Origin of the sequence: Frigidibacter sp. RF13, assembly GCF_026626305.1 — a bacterium.
GTDB lineage: Bacteria > Pseudomonadota > Alphaproteobacteria > Rhodobacterales > Rhodobacteraceae > TMP-24.
Map to the genome: position 1 here is coordinate 983,946 of NZ_JAPNUE010000001.1, position 17,967 is coordinate 1,001,912.

The 17,967-nt window shown below is 64.6% G+C and carries 16 protein-coding genes; 7 read left to right on the forward strand and 9 right to left on the reverse strand.

Annotated features, from left to right (window positions below; translation table 11 throughout):
• The first annotated feature begins 41 nt into the window (after positions 1–41).
• A complete protein-coding gene (locus OU426_RS04820) occupies positions 42–806 on the forward strand; it encodes an alpha/beta fold hydrolase (RefSeq protein ID WP_267632913.1) in 765 nt (254 codons plus the stop codon).
• A 2-nt stretch (positions 807–808) separates the two neighbouring features.
• Here the strand turns inward: OU426_RS04820 and OU426_RS04825 are convergent, their stop codons facing one another.
• The 5 genes from OU426_RS04825 to OU426_RS04845 form a co-directional block, all read right to left on the reverse strand.
• On the reverse strand, positions 809–1,129 hold the full coding sequence (locus OU426_RS04825) for a hypothetical protein (RefSeq protein ID WP_267632719.1): 321 nt from the start codon (positions 1,127–1,129) through the stop codon (positions 809–811).
• Between the two features lie 912 nt (positions 1,130–2,041).
• Positions 2,042–2,371, reverse strand: a complete 330-nt coding sequence (locus OU426_RS04830) for a GYD domain-containing protein (protein ID WP_267632720.1) — start codon at positions 2,369–2,371, stop codon at positions 2,042–2,044.
• 573 nt (positions 2,372–2,944) lie between these two features.
• On the reverse strand, positions 2,945–3,520 hold the full coding sequence (locus tag OU426_RS04835; RefSeq protein WP_267632721.1) for a hypothetical protein: 576 nt from the start codon (positions 3,518–3,520) through the stop codon (positions 2,945–2,947).
• Between the two features lie 3 nt (positions 3,521–3,523).
• Positions 3,524–5,323 (reverse strand): translation elongation factor 4, encoded by a 1,800-nt coding sequence (gene lepA / locus OU426_RS04840; protein ID WP_267632722.1) that lies wholly within the window; start codon positions 5,321–5,323, stop codon positions 3,524–3,526.
• Between the two features lie 94 nt (positions 5,324–5,417).
• The gene (locus OU426_RS04845; protein WP_267632723.1) at positions 5,418–7,121 is read right to left on the reverse strand and encodes an ATP-binding protein; all 1,704 of its coding nucleotides are present in this window, start codon (positions 7,119–7,121) and stop codon (positions 5,418–5,420) included.
• A 159-nt stretch (positions 7,122–7,280) separates the two neighbouring features.
• Between OU426_RS04845 and OU426_RS04850 the strand changes: the two genes are divergently transcribed.
• Positions 7,281–7,562: a DUF4242 domain-containing protein gene (locus tag OU426_RS04850; RefSeq protein WP_267632724.1), complete on the forward strand. Its 282-nt coding sequence runs from the start codon at positions 7,281–7,283 to the stop codon at positions 7,560–7,562.
• 53 nt (positions 7,563–7,615) lie between these two features.
• Here OU426_RS04850 and gshB read toward each other — a convergent pair whose 3' ends face one another.
• From gshB to rsmI, 3 genes are all read right to left on the reverse strand, one after another.
• Positions 7,616–8,560 carry a glutathione synthase gene (gshB, locus tag OU426_RS04855; protein WP_267632725.1) on the reverse strand — a complete coding sequence of 315 codons (945 nt, stop codon included), beginning with the start codon at positions 8,558–8,560 and terminating at the stop codon, positions 7,616–7,618.
• Positions 8,561–8,638: 78 nt separating this feature from the next.
• Entirely contained in the window at positions 8,639–8,992 is a 354-nt protein-coding gene (locus OU426_RS04860; RefSeq protein WP_267632726.1) for a YraN family protein, read from the reverse strand.
• Positions 8,989–9,867 carry a 16S rRNA (cytidine(1402)-2'-O)-methyltransferase gene (gene rsmI / locus OU426_RS04865; RefSeq protein ID WP_267632727.1) on the reverse strand — a complete coding sequence of 293 codons (879 nt, stop codon included), beginning with the start codon at positions 9,865–9,867 and terminating at the stop codon, positions 8,989–8,991. The genes OU426_RS04860 and rsmI overlap by 4 nt, the downstream gene beginning before the upstream one ends.
• 105 nt (positions 9,868–9,972) lie before the next feature.
• Here rsmI and OU426_RS04870 point away from each other — a divergent pair, with 105 nt between their 5' ends.
• Genes OU426_RS04870 through murJ form a run of 3 tightly spaced genes read left to right on the forward strand, consistent with a single transcriptional unit; the run spans position 9,973 to position 15,473 of the window.
• Entirely contained in the window at positions 9,973–11,151 is a 1,179-nt protein-coding gene (locus OU426_RS04870) for a penicillin-binding protein activator (RefSeq protein ID WP_267632728.1), read from the forward strand.
• Positions 11,135–13,921 carry a [protein-PII] uridylyltransferase gene (locus tag OU426_RS04875; protein WP_420712566.1) on the forward strand — a complete coding sequence of 929 codons (2,787 nt, stop codon included), beginning with the start codon at positions 11,135–11,137 and terminating at the stop codon, positions 13,919–13,921. The genes OU426_RS04870 and OU426_RS04875 overlap by 17 nt, the downstream gene beginning before the upstream one ends.
• A 4-nt stretch (positions 13,922–13,925) precedes the next feature.
• On the forward strand, positions 13,926–15,473 hold the full coding sequence (gene murJ / locus OU426_RS04880; protein ID WP_267632729.1) for a murein biosynthesis integral membrane protein MurJ: 1,548 nt from the start codon (positions 13,926–13,928) through the stop codon (positions 15,471–15,473).
• Between the two features lie 92 nt (positions 15,474–15,565).
• Here the strand turns inward: murJ and OU426_RS04885 are convergent, their stop codons facing one another.
• Complete coding sequence (locus OU426_RS04885; RefSeq protein ID WP_267632730.1) at positions 15,566–16,249, reverse strand: rhomboid family intramembrane serine protease; 684 nt, start codon at positions 16,247–16,249, stop codon at positions 15,566–15,568.
• Positions 16,250–16,337: 88 nt separating this feature from the next.
• Between OU426_RS04885 and trpS the strand changes: the two genes are divergently transcribed.
• Both trpS and OU426_RS04895 read left to right on the forward strand, forming a co-directional pair.
• On the forward strand, positions 16,338–17,372 hold the full coding sequence (trpS, locus tag OU426_RS04890) for a tryptophan--tRNA ligase (protein WP_267632731.1): 1,035 nt from the start codon (positions 16,338–16,340) through the stop codon (positions 17,370–17,372).
• A gap of 94 nt (positions 17,373–17,466) precedes the next feature.
• The gene (locus tag OU426_RS04895; RefSeq protein WP_267632732.1) at positions 17,467–17,952 is read left to right on the forward strand and encodes a VOC family protein; all 486 of its coding nucleotides are present in this window, start codon (positions 17,467–17,469) and stop codon (positions 17,950–17,952) included.
• Positions 17,953–17,967 lie beyond the last annotated feature (15 nt).

Genomic DNA, 17,967 nt, shown 5'->3' on the forward strand with positions numbered 1-17,967 from the left:
AAGACCGAATCCCCAGCAGGGGGAAGGGGGGATTGTCCGCGATGCTGAACCGGATCGAGGCTGGAAACGATGGCGCCTTTCCGCCCCTGTTGATCGTGCATGGGCTTTTTGGTTCGGCGCGGAACTGGGGGGCGATCCAGAAGCGGATGGCAGCGGACCGCCGGGTGGTGGCAGTCGATCAGCGCAATCATGGCGAAAGTTTCCGGGCGGCGACGCAGAGCTATCATGACATGGCGGATGATATTGCCGAAGTCATTGAAAGCGAAGGCAGATCCATGGATGTCGTCGGGCATTCCATGGGGGGAAAGGCCGCGATGATGCTGGCGCTGACGCGGCCGGAACTGGTGTACCGGCTGGTCGTGGCCGACATTGCGCCGGTGGCTTACGGCCATTCTAACCGGCATCTTGTCCATGCGATGCAGGCGCTGGACCTTGAGGGATTAACGGCGCGTAGCGAGGCCGACCGGCGGCTTCAGACTTCGGTAACCGATCCGGGGACGCGGGCATTCCTGCTGCAATCCCTTGATCTTAAAGAGGAACCTCCACGCTGGAGGCTGAACCTGCCGGTCCTTGACGCCGAGATGGACAAGATCGTCGGCTGGCCGGAGGGGGTGAGCGGTACATATGACGGGCCAGTCATGTTTCTGTCGGGGGCTGCATCTGACTACATGCGGCCAGAGTACCGGGCGGGGATTAAGAAGCTGTTTCCGAGCGCGGTGATGGCCAAGATTCCGGGTGCCGGGCACTGGCTGCATGCCGAAAAGCCGCGGGAATTCGAGGCGGCTCTCAGGGCTTTTCTGAAGTGATCTCAGCAGGTTAGGCGGAACTTTGCCTCGCCCGTATCCCCCGGCAGACCGGTGACCATCGATCCGGGAACCACGCGGCAGCCGGTCGCCTCCTCGACCGCCGCCTCCATCAGCTGCGGCACGGGGGCGCGTTCGGCGCGGGTCAGATAGCCGAGGCGCACGACCTCTGCACAGCTATCCTTTTGAAAAACCACGAAATCCACCCCGCCCTTCGTCACCTCATGCCGGGTGGCACCGAAGAATTGCGGGGCCGGGGAGGCGCCGCAGGCGGCAAGGAAAAGGGGCAGGATCAGCAGACGCATGGTGCCAGAGTGACGGGTCATGGTTAACGGACCCTTAAGAAAATCGGGTGCCAGCCTCCGTCCCGCATCCGTCCCGCAGGCGTATGGCATCCGTCCCGACAGCATCTGGCGGCGGCGCAAGGAACGGGTAAGGCCTGCGGCCCCGGCACTGGCGGCGGGGCCGCCGCCGACCGCAAGAGCTGGGTGACGGACAAAGATGTGGGGGGCAAAGGCCCCTGCCCCGCAGGATATGGTTGAACGCAGGGCCGATCCGCGCTATGGATCGGGCACAGGTGCTACGGACGCGGAAAGTATCCCTGACGGGAACGGGACCCCCAGCGATGGCGGGTCCCGTTTCTTTTGGTGGGAGAATCAGAAAAGGCGCCAGGTGCTCGGACGCGGTCCTTGCATGGGTCTTGCGACCCCCCTGACGCCTTCCTGATGGGTCCGCCCGTTGCCGGGTTTCCCGCATCTGGGATTCATGAGAACCCCTGCCACGTCAGGTCCGAAAACCCTTCGCAGCCGCATCGCCCTTTTCCCCGCCGATCCTTGGGGTCATGAGACCCTTTGCACCTGCGCTCGTCCGTTCGCTTTCGGGGGTCCGACCCGGGCTTGCACCCGACCTTCCCACCCGCACGCGCCCCGGAGGCCGTTGCGCCCGTCCGGTGTCTTGCGATCCGGTGCGGTAAGGAAAGGGTCGGGTCTAAAGGGTGAGTCGCGCAAGGAAAAATCGCGGGGCCGGGCAAGATTCCGGGGGATAAGATGTTGATTTTCCTTGTGGATATCCTGTGGAGAACCAGATTACCGATTGGATTCGGCCCAGTTATGAGGCGACGTGAAGGTATCGCGCCGACTGCGCAGTCAAGCGCAGACTGCGGCTGGTGTCCCCTCCCTCCACCACTGAGAGAGGGGAACGCCGGTTGGTCAAGGGCGCGTCCGCGCCTCGTTCGGTGACTAGTTGGGCGCCTTGTATTTGGCGGCGATGCCGGCAGCCGCTTTCTGGGCGGCAAGGAATTCCTTGGAGGTGAAGGCCTGCACCGTCTTCAACCCCGATACCGCACCTGACGCGCCGGTGACCATCAGCGACGCCAGCAGTCCGGCCAGGTCGTCGCTCTGCGCGACCACCATGAAATCTGTGTCGCCGGTCGTCACATAGAAGCTTTCCAGCTTGCCCCCGCCCCCGGCGATGAGGGCCGAAACCGCCTTTTCCCGATCGCTCGGCTTGGCGATCATGCCCTTCATGGCGGCGGGCGTATAGCTGCCGGTGATGATATAGCGTGCCATTGCAGTATCCCCCTTTGGGCCACGGACCGCCCCCGGACACAGCGCCCGGGTTGTCATCGGTCCTGTGACGCGAGGGCAGGATAGCACAGATTGGGCGTGGCGTGTGACGTAAGGTAAGGGGCGCCGAGGACCGGCAGGGAACGCGCCAGTGGCACGTTACCCGGTCCGATTGGCCCTGACGCGAGGAAGGGCCAAGGGGGTATCCGCGCAGCCGGACGATTGGGGCACGGACGGCGCCACCCGGCCGCGCCACGGGCGCGGCGTTCTTCGGGGAAACGTGCCACTGGCACGTTTCTAACCCCTCATCACCCCTGGCGGGTGCGCGTGCGCCCGCCGCCCGGAGGGCGGGCGCCGGCCGTGCTTCAGGAGCACGGCCGGGATGGCGGAGGCCGGTCACGGGTTGCGCGGTGCGCTGGCCCCGCGCTTTGGGAGTGTGGGTGGGTGAATCCCACCGTTGGCGACGGGATGATGGAGAATGGTGGGTTAGCACCCACCCTACGCTCGCTGACATCGACATTGGCGAAAGTTGCAACAAGCGTGGGATGACAACCCTCTACGCTCGCCACGATAGCTTCATATCATCCCTGAATGCCACGGCCTACTTCTGCCGACCGGCTGCTTGAGGTCTTTAGGGAAGCATTTCTTGTTCGCTTCCAAAACCTCCCAGAGGTGATCTGGCACCCCAAAAGACGCGTGTATCTGCGAGACATGTTGTCCGGGTTTTGCAAGCAGCTTTACAAAACCGCGGTTATACAAAGATGCAGCTAAATCTCCGTCAATGTGAGCCGTAAAGGTTTTCTGACTGTTATGAAGCAGGTAACCAAGTATTCTCTTCTCGCGATCGGTGAGGAACGGCAAATACGCCGCCAGCTCATCCTTCTGATTTTGCAATTTCTTTTGCTGATCGCGCTCGGCGACCGCCTTGCGCCTCTTTTCCGCGAGAACACCAGCCCCTTGTTCAGCGGCGCCAAACAATGCAAGGAACCCAGTCACCAATACCGCAAGCGGAAGGCCATACACAATCAGAGGCATGTCTATCGCTGGCAACACGCCGAACTTGATAAGTGCCCAAAAAGCCGCGAGTGAAAGAGACAGTGCACCCAGTTGCCAGCCACTGGCTTTTAACAACTCGAGCCACTTCGCATCCATCTTTCACCCATCCATCTTCAACGCATTGATAAACGCTTCCTGCGGAATCTCAACTTTCCCGAACTGCCGCATCTTCTTCTTGCCGGCCTTCTGCTTGTCGAGAAGCTTGCGCTTGCGCGTCGCGTCCCCGCCGTAACATTTGGCCGTCACGTCCTTCCTCATCGCCGACAGGGTCTCGCGCGCGATCACCCGGCCGCCGATGGCCGCCTGGATCGGGATCTTGAACATGTGGCGGGGGATCAGCTCCTTGAGCTTCTCCACCATCACCCGGCCCCGCGCCTCGGCCCGGTCGCGGTGGACCATGATCGAGAGTGCGTCGACAGGTTCGTCGTTCACCAGGATCGACATCTTGACGAGCCAATCCTCGCGGTAGCCCATCATCTGATAGTCGAACGAGGCATAGCCCTTGGTCACCGATTTCAGCCGGTCGTAGAAGTCGAAGACGACCTCGGCCAAGGGCAGGTCATAGACGACCATGGCGCGGTTCCCCGCATAGGTCAGGTCCATCTGGATACCGCGGCGGTCCTGGCAGAGTTTGAGGACATCGCCGAGATAGTCGTCGGGGACCATGATCGTGGCCTTGATGCGCGGCTCCTCGATATGGTCGACATAGGTGAGGTCGGGCATGTCGGCGGGGTTGTGGAGGTCGCGGACCTCGCCGTCCTTCATGTGGAGCTTGAAGACGACCGAAGGGGCGGTGGTGATCAGGTCGAGGTCATATTCGCGCTCCAGCCGGTCGCGGACGACTTCGAGGTGCAGAAGGCCGAGGAAGCCCATACGGAAGCCGAAGCCCAAGGCGGCGGAGGTTTCCATTTCGGTCGAGAAGGAGGCGTCGTTGAGCGCGAGTTTCTCGATCGCGTCGCGCAAGGCTTCGAAATCGGCGGCGTCGACGGGGAAGAGGCCGCAGAAGACCACGGGCTGCGAGGGTTTGAAGCCGGGGAGCGCGGTCTCGCAGCCCTTGCGTTCATGGGTGATCGTGTCGCCGACGCGGGTGTCGCGGACCTGCTTGATCGAGGCGGTGAAGACGCCGATCTCGCCCGGGCCAAGTTCGGCGATGTCGGTCATCTTGGGTTTCAGGACGGCAAGCCTGTCGACGCCGTAAAGCGCGCCGGTCTGCATCATCTTGATGCGGTCGCCCTTGCGGATGACGCCGTCCATCACACGGATCATCACAACGACGCCGAGGTAGGCGTCGTACCAGCTGTCGACGAGCATGGCTTTCAGCGGTGCGTTGCGGTCGCCTTTCGGGGCGGGCAGGCGCGTGACGATGGCTTCCAGCACGTCGGGGATGCCGAGACCGGACTTGGCGGAGATCGGGATGGCTTCGGAGGCGTCGAGGCCGATGACATCCTCGATCTGGGCCTTCACCTGTTCGGGCTCAGCCGCGGGCAGGTCGATCTTGTTCAGGACCGGGACGATCTCATGGTTCGCGTCGATCGCCTGATAGACATTGGCGAGCGTCTGTGCTTCCACGCCCTGGGAGGCGTCGACGACGAGGAGCGAGCCTTCTACCGCGCGCATCGAGCGCGAGACTTCATAGCCGAAGTCGACATGGCCGGGCGTGTCGATGAGGTTCAGGACGTAGGACTTGCCGTCCTTCGCCTTGTAGTCGATGCGCACGGTATTGGCCTTGATCGTGATGCCGCGTTCCCGCTCGATATCCATCGAGTCCAGAAGCTGGGCCTTCATGTCACGGTCGGCCACCGTGCCGGTCGACTGGATCAGCCGGTCAGCAAGCGTGGATTTGCCGTGGTCGATATGGGCCACGATGGAGAAATTGCGGATCTGTGCGAGCTCGGTCATGATCGCCGCGATATGCTTGGGAATTGTCAGGCGGTCAATGGGGCATGGGCCGGGATACGGCCATGCAGGGCTGCCGAGCAAGAGGGTGTCGCTATCAGTTCGGACCGTGCAGCAATGTCACGGCGTCTTCCAGATAGGCGTCCGCATGGGTGCGCGCCGCCAGAACGACCAGCTCGCGCGCCGTGAGCGAGGCTTCGTCTGTCTTGCGCCGCTTCCGAAAGAGCCGGAGTTCGTCTGAAAGAATTTCTATCAGCAGGGCCGCGTACAGGTCGGTCACCGAGCAAAGGCGCGACCGGGCATGGACGAGCCAGTCGGATGCGTCGCCAAGCTCGCCGCGATCCTCGTGCAACAGGGCCTTCGCCCTGGCAGTCGCGGCTTCCCAGCAGGGATCGCCCAGCTGGACGCTAAGGGCAAGGGAAGCGTCGAGCGTGGCTGCGGCCGAATTCTCGACCCGGCCTTGCCGAAGTCGGGCCTCGACCAGCAATGCCTGCGGCCAAGGCCGGAAGGCGAGCCAGCGCATGTCGTCGCACATGGCCGTGCAGCGCGTGAGCCAATCCTCGGCAATATCCGCCCTGCCCGCACGCAACTGCCCCCAGCCGCCGATGCCGAGCGCCCAGATTTCACGTCGCTGGTTGCCGCAGGACCGGGCGCGGTCGATGGCTTTTTCGAAATGGGACAGTCCGAGATGGTGCTGACCCCAATCAACGAAGTTGAAGCCCATCATGGCATGAATGCCCGCCAGCGCGTCATCGTCGTTGTCGGCATGGTCGAAGGCGTGCTTCAGATGGATGTCGGCCGCAGGCCGACGGCCGGCGAGCGCCTCGACGTATCCCAGCTCCCGCAAGGCCGCGGCGGCGATGCCGGAACAGCCGGCTTCGACAGCAATGTCAGCGGCATGGCGCAGCATGATCGAGCCTTCGTCGTCGAAGCCGCGGATGGCGTGAACAAGCGCCGATCCCAACTCTAGGAAGGTTCGCGCGATCAGATAGTGGTCGCCGATAGCCTCCGCCTTGGCGGAGGCCTGGCGCAGGCAGTCGAGACCGGCATCGACGGCACCTGCGGACACCGCCGCCGTGCCGCTCTTCACCAGGGAATCGATGATCGCCGTTTCGGATATGCCCTTGGGCGGATCGCCGACCGTCTTGCGCGCGGCAAGGCGCAGGGCGCGGGATGGCCGCTCGCCGACGGCTGCTTCAAACTGGGCTTCGGTCGCGCCTATGTGGGCAAGGGCCGCGTCGGACTTGCCCGCCATCGCAAGCGCCTTGACGAGCAGAATGTGGCCGCTTTCGTCGAGCGGGCTGAGGCGGATGGCCCGTTCGGCCTGGTGCATCGCAAGGTCCGCGTTGCCGCGCGCCAATGCCTCGACTGCCGCCCGGCGAAGATGCTGGTGCAGGCGTCCGGCAATCTGTTCGCGTGCAACGAGAAGCCAGGTGGAAAACTCGGCGCCGGACGAAGGTTCGACGCCCTGCAGGAACTCTGCCGGTTCGTCGAGATCGAAACCGGCCCTGTCGATGGACCGCACGTCGACCACCGTACCTTCGGGCAGATTGAGATCGATCGGGTCGCCACGCAGGGTCCTCGGGCCAAGCGCCTTGCGCAGCGCGGCCAGGCACCAGCGCAGGGCGCCGAGCGGATCATCGGCATCGCTGAACAGCTCGCCCGCGATCTGGCGCCGCGCCAAGGGCCGGTCGGCCAGGACCAGGCGGGCCAGCACTGCCCAAGGCTGATGCCCAGGAACCCGCACAAGCGTCCCGTCATCCATAATGATCGCCGGTTTGCCGATCAGGTTCAGCCGCATGGCGCGCATCCTGTTTGGCTCTATGCCTCAGATGATCCTAGCACCGTGTGTGGAAACGTGTGGGACGCCCGCAAAGATTTTTTCCCTCGGCAAACGGCGGGGCACATGACCGGCCTTCAGACATGATTCACCGAAACACCGAGAGGAAGGAAAATCCAAATGCCGATGTATCTGATCGAAAGAAACATTCCCGGTGCCGAAACCCTGTCGCCCGACGAGCTTTGCGAAATATCCGCCAAGTCGAACGGCGTCGTCGCGGGGCTGAATGCGCCCTACAAATGGCACCACAGCTATGTGGCGGGCGACAAGATCTATTGCGTCCACGAAGCCGAAAGCGAAGAGGTGATCCGTCGCCATGGACGTGAAGGCGGCTTTCCTGTCGATCTGGTGGTCGAGATCAAGTCGACGATCGGGCCGGACACCGGGCGGCGCGCGTCCTAAGGCATTTCCAGAACGGCTGGGGGCGGATCGTCCCCGGCCGATCCGCCGTGCCGTCAGGCGCGGCGCTTCGCCTCGATGGCTTCCCAGATCTTCGCGGCGGCGTTGGTGCCGTCGAACCGTTCCAGTTCCTGGATGCCGGTGGGAGAGGTCACGTTGATTTCGGTCAGCCAGTCGCCGATCACGTCGATGCCGACGAAGATCTGGCCTTTCTCGCGCAATGTCGGGCCGATGGCCGCGCAGATCTCGCGGTCGCGCTCGGTGAGGCCCACCTTCTCGGGCCGGCCGCCCACATGCATGTTCGAGCGTGTCTCGCCTTCGGCGGGGACGCGGTTGATGGCGCCGACCGGCTCGCCATCGACAAGGATGATGCGCTTGTCGCCCTTCACCACGGCGGGGACGTATTTCTGTGCGATCAGGGGCTCGCGGTTGATGCCGGCAAAGAGTTCGTGCAGCGAGGCGAGGTTGCGGTCGTTGGGGTCGAGCCGGAAGACGCCCGCGCCACCGTTGCCGTAGAGGGGCTTGAGGATGATGTCGCCGTGGCGGTGCTTGAAATCGCGGATGGTGGCGAGGTCGCGGGCGATGAGCGTGGGCGGTGTCAGATGCGGGAAGTTCAGGACCAGCAGCTTCTCGGGGTAGTTCCGGACCCAGAAGGGATCGTTCACGACCAGGGTCTTCGGGTGGATCATGTCGAGGATATGGGTGGTGGTGATATAGCCCATGTCGAAGGGCGGGTCCTGGCGCAGCCAGACCACGTCCCAGTCGGCGAGGTTGACCTCGGTTTCCGGCCCGAGCGTGAAATGGTTGCCCTTCTCGCGCCGGACGGTCAGCGGCCAGCCGCGCGCGAGCACCCGGCCCTCGCGATAGGCGAGCCGGTCGGGGGTGTAATAGAAAAGCTCATGCCCCCTCGCCTGCGCCTCCAACGCGATCCGGAAGGTCGAATCGGCGTCGATATTGACCCGTTCGATAGGGTCCATCTGCAGGGCGACCTTGAGCTTCATGGCAGGTATCCTTTCGCTGACGGGCCAAGTGATGGCCGAGCGGGCGGGCGGATGCAATGGCCTGCGGTCCGGCCGGGTTCAGGCGCCGAAGGCGTTCGGGATGATCTCGATCCGGCCCTGCCCGTCGACAAGCGCAAGGTCGAAGCGGACCTCGGTGTCCTGCCCGGAGGGTTCGCCTGCGAGAAACTCGCTTGCCGCGCCGAGGATGCGGGCGATCTGGGCAGGGCCGAGCCGTTCGGCGGCCGTGGCGAAGCTTTCCGCGCGTTTCACCTCAACGAACACCACCCGTGCGCCTTCGCGCAGGATCAGGTCGATCTCGCCGCGGCTGCCGCGCCAGTTGCGGGCGGCGGGAACGGCGCCGCGGCCGAGGTAGTGGCGTTCGACCTGCTCTTCGGCGGCATGGCCGCCGTGGTGCGACATGGTGCCGGTCATTCGTCCTTTGCCCCGGCGAGGTCGAGCGCCATCTGATAGACCTCGCGCTTGGGCAGGCCGTGAAGCTCGGCGATCAGGGATGCCGCCTCTTTCACCTTCATCCGCCCCAGCGCGTCCGCAAGTGCGGCGCGGATCGTGCCCTCATCCGAGCGGCGTTCGCCCGGCCGGTCGATCAGGACCACGATCTCGCCCTTCACGGCGCTGTCGCGGAACCGGTCGGCGAGGTCGGACAGGGGCGCGCGGATCACTTCCTCAAATTTCTTGGTCAGCTCGCGGCAGACGACGGCGCGGCGGTCTCCGCCCATGACTTCGCTCGCCGCAGCAAGGAAGTCGGCAAGGCGGTTGGGCGATTCGTAGAAGATGAGCGTCGCCTGCACCTGCGACAGATCGGCCAGCCAGTCGCGGCGCGCCTTGGCGGCGGGGGGGGCAAAGCCCGCGAAGAGGAAGCGGTCAGACGGCAGGCCCGAGACGGTCAGCGCGGCGAGGACCGCAGATGGCCCAGGCGCAGCGAGCACCGAGTGGCCGGCGGCGATCGCGGCCCGGCCAAGCTGAAAGCCCGGATCGGCGACAAGCGGCGTGCCTGCCTCTGAGGCATAGGCGACCGATTTGCCCTCGGCCATGTAAGCCAGAAGCCGCGGGCGCGCCGCCTCGCCATTATGGTCGTGATAGGCAACGAGCGGGCGGGAGCCGAGCGCCACGCCGTGGATATCCATGAGATGGCGGAGCGTGCGGGTATCCTCGGCCGCCAGAACATCGGCGCCCGCCAGAATATCGAGCGCGCGCAAGGTGATATCGCGCGCGGCGCCGATGGGCGTGGCGATGAAATGCAGGCCGGGCGGCAGCTTCGCTGCGGTTTTCGGCGAGGGGCCGCTCATGTGACGTCTCCGGAACAGTGTTTCCGCTCGCGCGTTTACTTCACGCGGGGAAAGCCGTAGGTTCGAACCAGCCTTCCAGCATCAGGACCAGAAGAGGTTTCGTTTATGTTGTCTGTTTCGCTCAGCCGCCGCAAGTTCCTGAAACCTCTGGCCGCGTCGGCAGTCGCGCTGGCACTTGCGGCCTGCGAACCCTTGCCGACGGCAAGCCGGGGCCCCGGCTGGGACCCGACCAAACCGGTGCCGGTCGCGTTGCTCTTGCCGTCAGGCAGCGGCAATGCGGGCGACGACATTCTGGCGCGCGACCTGAAGCAGGCTGCCGAGATGGCGATTGCCGATCTGTCTGGCACCGTCGATATCGACCTGCGCGTCTACAATGCGGGCGCCGATCCTTCGCTTGCGGCCCAGATGGCGAACCAGGCGGTCACTGACGGCGCGGTCATCATCCTCGGTCCGGTGTTCGGCGACAGCGCCAATGCGGCGGGCGTCGCGGTGAAGGGCAATGGGGTCAATGTCCTCTCGTTCTCGAACAACACCGATATTGCGGGCGGCAATGTCTTCGTCCTTGGCCCGACCTTCCAGAACGCGGCCCAACGGCTGACGGGCTACGCGGCGCGTCAGGGTAAGGGCAATATCCTGATCGTGCAGGACAAGACCCCGCAGGGCGACCTTGGCGGGCGGGCAGTCACGCGCGCGGCGGCGGGTTCGGGCGCGAAGATCGTGGGCACGGTGCCCTATGAATTCTCCGGGCCCGGCGTCACAGCCGCGATCCCGACCATTGTCGCGACGGCGCGGTCGACCGGCGCGCAGAGCCTGTTCTTCACCGCCGACAGCGCGGGCGCGCTGCCGCTGCTGGCCGAAACGCTGCCGCAGGCGGGTCTTGGCCCGACCTCGATCCAGTATGCGGGCCTCACGCGCTGGGACATCCCGCCCGCGACGCTGAGCCTTCCGGGCCTGCAGGGCGGCTGGTTCGCCCTGCCCGATCCGGGCATGAACACCGCCTTCCAGAGCCGCTTCACCGCGAAATACGGCAATCTGCCCCATCCGATCGCTGGACTTGCCTATGATGGCGTGGCGGCCATCGGCGCGCTGGTGAAATCAGGCCAGCCCAACCCGTTCTCGGGTACGGCGCTGACACAGGGTGCGGGCTATGTCGGCGTGAACGGCATCTTCCGGCTGATGGGCGACGGTACCAACCAGCGCGGCCTTGCCATCGCCCAGATCCAGAACGGCAGCTACACGATCGTCGATCCCGCCCCGAGAAGCTTCGGTGGCGCCGGATTCTGACCTCAAAACCCATGACGCGCCAAGCGTGAATGGCCGGGTGCTCGCGCATCCGATCTATGACACGTCGGCTTTCACGGCGCCGCTGCGCGACGCGCTGAAACAGCTTTCCGACCCGCGCGAGCAGCGCCAATTGGTCGTGCAGGCGCTGGCCGCCGCGCGAAGGGAAGCGGGCGCGGCTATCGAGGCGGCGTTTGACGCGGCGCCGCGCCGGGCGCGCGAGGCGGTGCGGGCCCGTGCCATGCTGGCGGACGCCACGATCCGCGCGACCTTCATGCTGGCGACCGAAGTCCTGCACCCGGCGCCGAACCCGACCCGGGCGGAACAGCTGACCGCGATTGCCGTCGGGGGCTACGGTCGGATGGAGCTTGCGCCCTTCTCCGACATCGACCTTATGTTCCTGACCCCCTACAAGATGACCGGCTGGGCCGAGAGCGTCATCGAGACGATGCTCTATATCCTGTGGGACCTGAAGCTGAAGGTCGGCCATGCGAGCCGCACGGTGAAGGATTGCCTGCGCCTCGGGAAAGAAGATTACACGATCCGCACCGCGCTGCTGGAGCACCGTTTCCTTGCGGGCGAAGAACGGCTGGCGGTCGAGTTGCGCCACCGGCTGAGGCAGGATCTGTTCCGCACCACGGGGCGCGAGTTCATCGAAGCCAAGCTAGATGAACGCTCCGAGCGCCACAAAAGGCAGGGTGGCCAGCGCTATGTGCTGGAACCCAACGTGAAAGAGGGCAAGGGGGGCCTGCGCGATCTGCAGACGCTCTACTGGATCGGCAAATATATCCACGGTGTCGGCAAGGCGGCGGAACTGGTGGCGGAGGGCGTGTTCCGACGCGAGGAATATGAGAATTTCGCCGCAGCCGAGGATTTCCTCTGGGCCGTGCGCTCTCATCTGCACCGGATCGCCGGGCGGGCGTCGGACAAGCTGTCCTTCGACATGCAGGTCGAGGTGGCGGCGCGCATGGGATATCAGGATGCAGGCGGCAGGCGCGGCGTTGAGCATTTCATGCAGGATTATTTCCGCCATGCCACGCGGGTGGGAGAGCTGACGCGGGTCTTTCTGACCGCTATGGAAGCACGGCACCTGAAGCGCGAGGCCTCGCTTGTGGGGCTTCTGAGGCGGCGCAGGAAGCTGCCTGCGGGCTATGTCATCGACCGCGGACGGTTGAACATCGCCGATCCGAAGACGTTCATTGCCGACAAGCTGAACCTTCTTCTGATCTTCGAAGAGGCCTTGCGGTCGGGCGTGCTGATCCATCCCGAAGCCATGCGTGTGATTGCCGCAAACCTCGACCTCATCGACGACGAAATGCGCGAGGACCGGGAGGCGGTGCGCATCTTCCTTGACCTGATGCTGAAGCACGGCAACCCCGAACGGGCGCTACGTCGGATGAACGAGCTGGGCGTGCTTGCGGCCTTCCTGCCGGAATTCGAGCCGATCGTCGCGATGATGCAGTTCAACGTCTACCACCACTACACGGTCGACGAGCATACGATCCAGACGATCTCGATCCTCGCGCAGATCGAGCGGGGGGAGTTGATCGAGGAACTGCCGCTGTCGTCCTCGATTCTCGAGGAGGGCGTGAACCGCAAGGTTCTGTATGTGGCGCTTCTTTTGCATGACATCGGCAAGGGGCGGCCGGAGGATCATGCCATCCTCGGCGCGCAGATCGCCCGGCGGGTCTGCCCGCGCCTTGGCCTGACGGCCGAGGAATGCGAGACGGTCGAATGGCTGGTGCGTTATCACCTCTTCATGTCCGACATGGCGCAGAAACGCGATATCGGCGATCCGCGCACGGTCCGCGATTTCGCCAAGGTGGTGAAGACCAAGAAGCGGCTCGACTTGCTGACGGTGCTGACGGTCTGCGACATCCGAGGCGTGGGGCCGAACACCTGGAACAACTGGAAGGCCATGCTTCTGCGTCGCCTTCATGCCGACACGACGGTAGCGCTGGAATCGGGCCTCGAAAGCGTGAACCGCGAAAAGCGTACCGATGAAGCGAAGCGAAGCCTGCGCGAGGCCTTGCCCGACTGGGACGCGAAAGAGCTGCGCGCCGAGACGGGGCGGCATTACGACCCCTACTGGCAGGGGCTTTCGACCGGCGCCCACAAAATCTTCGCGCGTCTTCTGAAGGACATCCCCGACGACGAGATCCGCATCGATATCGAGCCTGACCACGATCACGACGCGACGCGCGCCTGTTTTGCGCTGGCCGACCATCCGGGCATCTTCTCGCGGCTCGCGGGCGCGCTGGCGCTTTCGGGCGCCAACGTCGTCGATGCGCGGACCTATACGTCGAAGGACGGCTATGCGACGGCGATCTTCTGGGTGCAGGATGGCGATGGCCATCCCTACGATCCGGCCCGCATTCCACGCCTGAAACAGACGATCGAGAAGATCCTGAAGGGCGAGGTTGTGGCGCGCGAGGCCTTGAAGGACCGCGACAAGATCAAGAAGAGCGAGCGCCAGTTCCGCTTTCCGACCCATGTCACCTTCGACAATGAGGGCTCGGACATCTATACGATCATCGAGGTCGATACCCGCGACCGCCCTGCCCTGCTCTACGATCTGACGCGGACTTTGGCGTCCAACAATATCTATATCGCGAGCGCGGTGATTGCGACTTACGGGGCGCAGGTGGTCGACAGTTTCTATGTGAAAGACATGTTCGGCTTGAAACTGCACAGCAAGCTGAAGCAAGAGAGCCTGGAAAAGAAACTGCGTGCCGCCATTACGGAAGGCGCGGAGAGGGCCGAGGCGAGCTGAGCCGATGAAACCGATCCGTCTGGTCAGGGGCTTCCTGACCGTTGGAGCCTGGACGCTCTTGTCGCGCATTGCGGGCTTTGCGCGCGATGTGCTAACGGCGAACTATCTGGGCACCGGGCCGGTGGCAGAAGCCTTCCTCGTTGCCTTTTCGTTGCCCAACATGTTCCGCCGGTTCTTTGCCGAAGGGGCGTTCAACACCGCCTTCGTGCCGATCTTCTCGAAAAAGCTCGAGGGCGGCGAGGATGCGAGGACCTTCGCCGAGGATGCGATGACTGGGCTGGCGCTGGTTGTCACGCTTTTCTCCATCGTCGCGATGATCCTGATGCCCTGGTTGGTGCTTGCCATGGCAAGCGGCTTTGCCGGGGACGAACGGCTGGCGATCGCCACCGAATATGGGCGCATCTGCTTCCCCTATATCCTGCTCATCTCGCTGACGGCGCTCCTCTCGGGCCTTCTGAACGCGGGCGGGCGGTTCATTGCGGCGGCGGGCGCGCCGGTGCTTCTGAACCTGATCTTCATCGCCGCCATGGTCTGGGCCGATCGGGCGGGCTGGGACATGGGGCTGACCATGGCTTGGGCGACGCCCGTCACCGGATTTGCGCAACTGGCGCTCGTCTGGGTCGCGGCGGCGCGGATGGGCTATCCGCTGCGCTTTCGCCGCCCGACGCTCTCGCCCGATATCCGCAGGCTCTTGTCCATCGCCTTTCCGGCGGTGCTGGCGGGGGGCGTTGTTCAGATCAACCTCTTGGTCGGCCGTCAGGTCGGGTCGTTCTTCGAGGGCGCGATTGCCTGGCTCTCTTACGCAGACCGGCTTTACCAGTTGCCGCTCGGCGTCGTCGGCATCGCCATCGGCATTGTGCTTCTGCCCGACATCTCGCGCCGGCTGAAGGCGGGCGACGTGGGCGGCAGCCGTCACGCCTTGTCGCGCGCGACGGAATTCGCGTTGTTTCTGACGCTACCCGCCGCCGTGGCGCTGGTGGTGATCCCGCTGCCGCTGATCTCTGTCCTCTACGAGCGCGGCGCCTTCGGACCCGAGGATAGTGCCGCGACGGCGCTGGCGCTGGCGGTCTATGGCGCGGGCCTGCCGGCCTTCGTGCTGCAGAAGGTGCTGCAGCCGCTTTATTTTGCCCGCGAAGACACGCGAACGCCGTTCCTCTTCGCGGTCCTGTCGATGGTGGTGAACGCGGGCCTTGCGATCGGGCTGGCACCCTACTGCGGCTTCATCGCCGCCGCGATCGGCACGACGCTTTCGGGCTGGGTGATGGTCGCGCAGCTTTGGTGGGGGACACGGGCCATGGGCGAGGCGGCGCGAGGCGATCAGCGGATGTGGTCCCGCGCCTGGCGGATCGTTCTGTCATCGGCCCTGATGGGCCTCTTCCTGTGGTTTGCCGCCGCCTGGCTTGAGGGCGAGCTTGGGCAGGCGGGCCACCGTTACTGGGCGCTGGCGCTGCTCTGTCTCTCCGGCTTTGCGGTCTACGGGATTGCCGCCCTGCTGACCGGCGCCTTCCGGCCGTCGGACCTGCGCGCGGGTCTGGCAAAGACGCCGCGTTGAGGTAGGGCCCCGGGACACCAGGCAGGCGCGCCTCCTCGTTCCCCTTCGGGGCTCGTCGGGAGCGAAGAGCGCACGGAGTGCGACGATGAGCGTTACCGGCGGCGGAGGCGGGCCAGGACCTGTTGCGGCCCGCCCGGCACCAGAAGGAATGACAGGCCAAAGCCCGCGGCGAAACCCGCCAGATCGGCGATCCAGTCGGGCGTGCCGCCGAAGAGCATGCCGAAGAGAAGCTGCAACCCCAGAAGCATGCCGATAAGCAGGAAGGCGCGTGCCGAATTGTCGCCGGTCGAGCGGAGCCGCGCCCAGATCAGGAAGGTGAAGGCGCCGATCAGCCCGTAAGCCGCCGGATAACCGCCGATCAGCCATCGCTCGAGCCCCGGAACCAGCGAATAGACAAGCGCCCCCGTAAGGCCTGATCCGAAGAAGATCAGGAGGAACGCTAGCGGCCGGAAGACCTCTGCCACCATCTTGCCGAGTGCCAGCGTGAAGATCGCGACAAAGAGCGCATGCACGAAGCTCGCGTGGACGAACATATAGGTCACGAAGCGCATGGCGTAATCGCTGTTCCAGCTGCCCCGCGCCAGCATCTCGTCCAGCATCTGCGGCGAGAGCGCGAACATCTGCAGCGCCTCTTGCCGCCAGCCTATGGCACCAGTTCCGCCGACATATCCCGAAGACCCGAGGCTCAGCACCACCTCGACGGCGATGATCGGCAGAAGGACAGCCCAGACCACCGGCGGCACCGGGTTGAACGGCGGTTCCTGATAATCCTGCATGCGCTCTCCCTCCTCGGGGTCTTGTTGACGGCCCCCTCGCCCATGCGATACGCCAGCCCAGACCCAAAATCCAGCCGGAGCCTGCCCGATGAATGCCGCCGCAAAGTTCAAACCCCGGATCTTTTCGGGGATCCAGCCGTCCGGCGGTCTGACGCTCGGCAATTATCTGGGTGCCTTGAAGCGGTTTGTCGAAAAGCAGGACGAGGGGATCGAGACGATCTATTGCCTGGTCGATCTGCATGCGATCACCGTCTGGCAGGACCCGGCGAAGCTGCGCGATCAGACGCGTGAGGCGGCTGCGGGCTTCATCGCCGCAGGGATCGACCCCAAGCGCTCGATCCTCTTCAACCAGTCGCAGGTCGCGGGTCATGCCCAGCTTGCCTGGATCTTCAACTGCGTCGCGCGCATGGGCTGGATGGGCCGCATGACCCAGTGGAAGGACAAGACCGCAGGCAAGAACGCCGAGGCGGAAAGCCTTGGTCTTTTCGCCTATCCGTCGCTCATGGCCGCTGACATCCTGCTTTACCATGCGACCCACGTGCCGGTGGGCGAGGATCAGAAGCAGCATCTGGAACTGTGCCGCGACATCGCTGCGAAGTTCAATCATGACTATGGCGTCGATTTCTTCCCGATCACCGAGCCGGTGATCGAGGGCGCGGCCACGCGGGTCATGTCCTTGCGCGACGGGACGAAGAAAATGTCGAAATCCGACCCGTCGGACGCAAGCCGCATCAACCTGACCGACGATGCCGACACGATCGCGCAGAAGCTGAAGAAGGCGAAGACCGACCCAGAGCCTTTGCCCGAAACCCTTGAGGGGCTAAAGGACCGGCCCGAGGCGCGGAACCTCGTGAACATCTACGCGGCCCTCGCCGACAAGACGCCCGAGGCGGTGGTGGGCGAGTTTGCTGGCAAGGGCTTCGGCGCTTTCAAGCCCGCGCTCGCCGATCTGGCCGTTGCCCGGCTGGCGCCCATCGCTACCGAGATGAAGCGGTTGATGGCCGATCCGGCCGAGATCGACCGGATCCTCGGCGACGGGGCAGAGCGGGCGGATGCGATTGCCCAGCCGATCCTCGACCGGGCTTTGGAGATCACCGGCATGATCCGTTCGCGGCGGAGCTGACTGTGCGATGGCGCACTGATCTGGTGCGCCATTTGCCACTTCCCTCAAATCACGCACAGGTCTATCTCTGACGCAGTGATACAGGGAGGCTCCCATGCCCTTCGAAGCCCCGGCCGGTACGATGATCGGCCATGTCCATCTGAAAGTCGCGGACCTTGACCGCGCCATCGGCTTTTACCGCGATGTGCTCGGGCTTCAGGTCATGCAGCGTTACGGCACGCAGGCTGCTTTCCTGTCGGCGGGCGGCTATCACCACCATATCGGCCTGAATACCTGGGAATCAAAGGGCGGCGAGGCCCCTGCCCCGGGCACGACCGGTCTTTACCATACCGCAATCCTCTATCCGTCGCGTCAGGCCTTGGCGCAGGCGCTGAAATCTGTGGTCGAGGCGGGCTGGCCGCTCGATGGCGCCTCCGACCATGGCGTGAGCGAGGCGATCTATCTGCGCGACCCCGACGGCAATGGCGTGGAGATTTACCGCGACCGGCCCGAGGGCGAGTGGCCGCGCGACGCCGACGGCAATCTGAAGATGGTGTCCGAGCGGCTCGATCTGCGCGCCCTTCTGGCGGAAGCGGCCTGAGCCGCCCCGCGCCTG

Excerpts from the sequence above, each read along its gene's own strand:
- OU426_RS04820 (WP_267632913.1), top strand. The coding sequence starts at position 42 with ATGCTGAACCGGATCGAGGCTGGAAACGATGGCGCCTTTCCGCCCCTG.
- OU426_RS04825 (WP_267632719.1), bottom strand. The coding sequence starts at position 1,129 with ATGACCCGTCACTCTGGCACCATGCGTCTGCTGATCCTGCCCCTTTTC.
- OU426_RS04830 (WP_267632720.1), bottom strand. The coding sequence starts at position 2,371 with ATGGCACGCTATATCATCACCGGCAGCTATACGCCCGCCGCCATGAAG.
- OU426_RS04835 (WP_267632721.1), bottom strand. The coding sequence starts at position 3,520 with ATGGATGCGAAGTGGCTCGAGTTGTTAAAAGCCAGTGGCTGGCAACTG.
- lepA (WP_267632722.1), bottom strand. The coding sequence starts at position 5,323 with ATGACCGAGCTCGCACAGATCCGCAATTTCTCCATCGTGGCCCATATC.
- OU426_RS04845 (WP_267632723.1), bottom strand. The coding sequence starts at position 7,121 with ATGCGGCTGAACCTGATCGGCAAACCGGCGATCATTATGGATGACGGG.
- OU426_RS04850 (WP_267632724.1), top strand. The coding sequence starts at position 7,281 with ATGCCGATGTATCTGATCGAAAGAAACATTCCCGGTGCCGAAACCCTG.
- gshB (WP_267632725.1), bottom strand. The coding sequence starts at position 8,560 with ATGAAGCTCAAGGTCGCCCTGCAGATGGACCCTATCGAACGGGTCAAT.
- OU426_RS04860 (WP_267632726.1), bottom strand. The coding sequence starts at position 8,992 with ATGACCGGCACCATGTCGCACCACGGCGGCCATGCCGCCGAAGAGCAG.
- rsmI (WP_267632727.1), bottom strand. The coding sequence starts at position 9,867 with ATGAGCGGCCCCTCGCCGAAAACCGCAGCGAAGCTGCCGCCCGGCCTG.
- OU426_RS04870 (WP_267632728.1), top strand. The coding sequence starts at position 9,973 with ATGTTGTCTGTTTCGCTCAGCCGCCGCAAGTTCCTGAAACCTCTGGCC.
- murJ (WP_267632729.1), top strand. The coding sequence starts at position 13,926 with ATGAAACCGATCCGTCTGGTCAGGGGCTTCCTGACCGTTGGAGCCTGG.
- OU426_RS04885 (WP_267632730.1), bottom strand. The coding sequence starts at position 16,249 with ATGCAGGATTATCAGGAACCGCCGTTCAACCCGGTGCCGCCGGTGGTC.
- trpS (WP_267632731.1), top strand. The coding sequence starts at position 16,338 with ATGAATGCCGCCGCAAAGTTCAAACCCCGGATCTTTTCGGGGATCCAG.
- OU426_RS04895 (WP_267632732.1), top strand. The coding sequence starts at position 17,467 with ATGCCCTTCGAAGCCCCGGCCGGTACGATGATCGGCCATGTCCATCTG.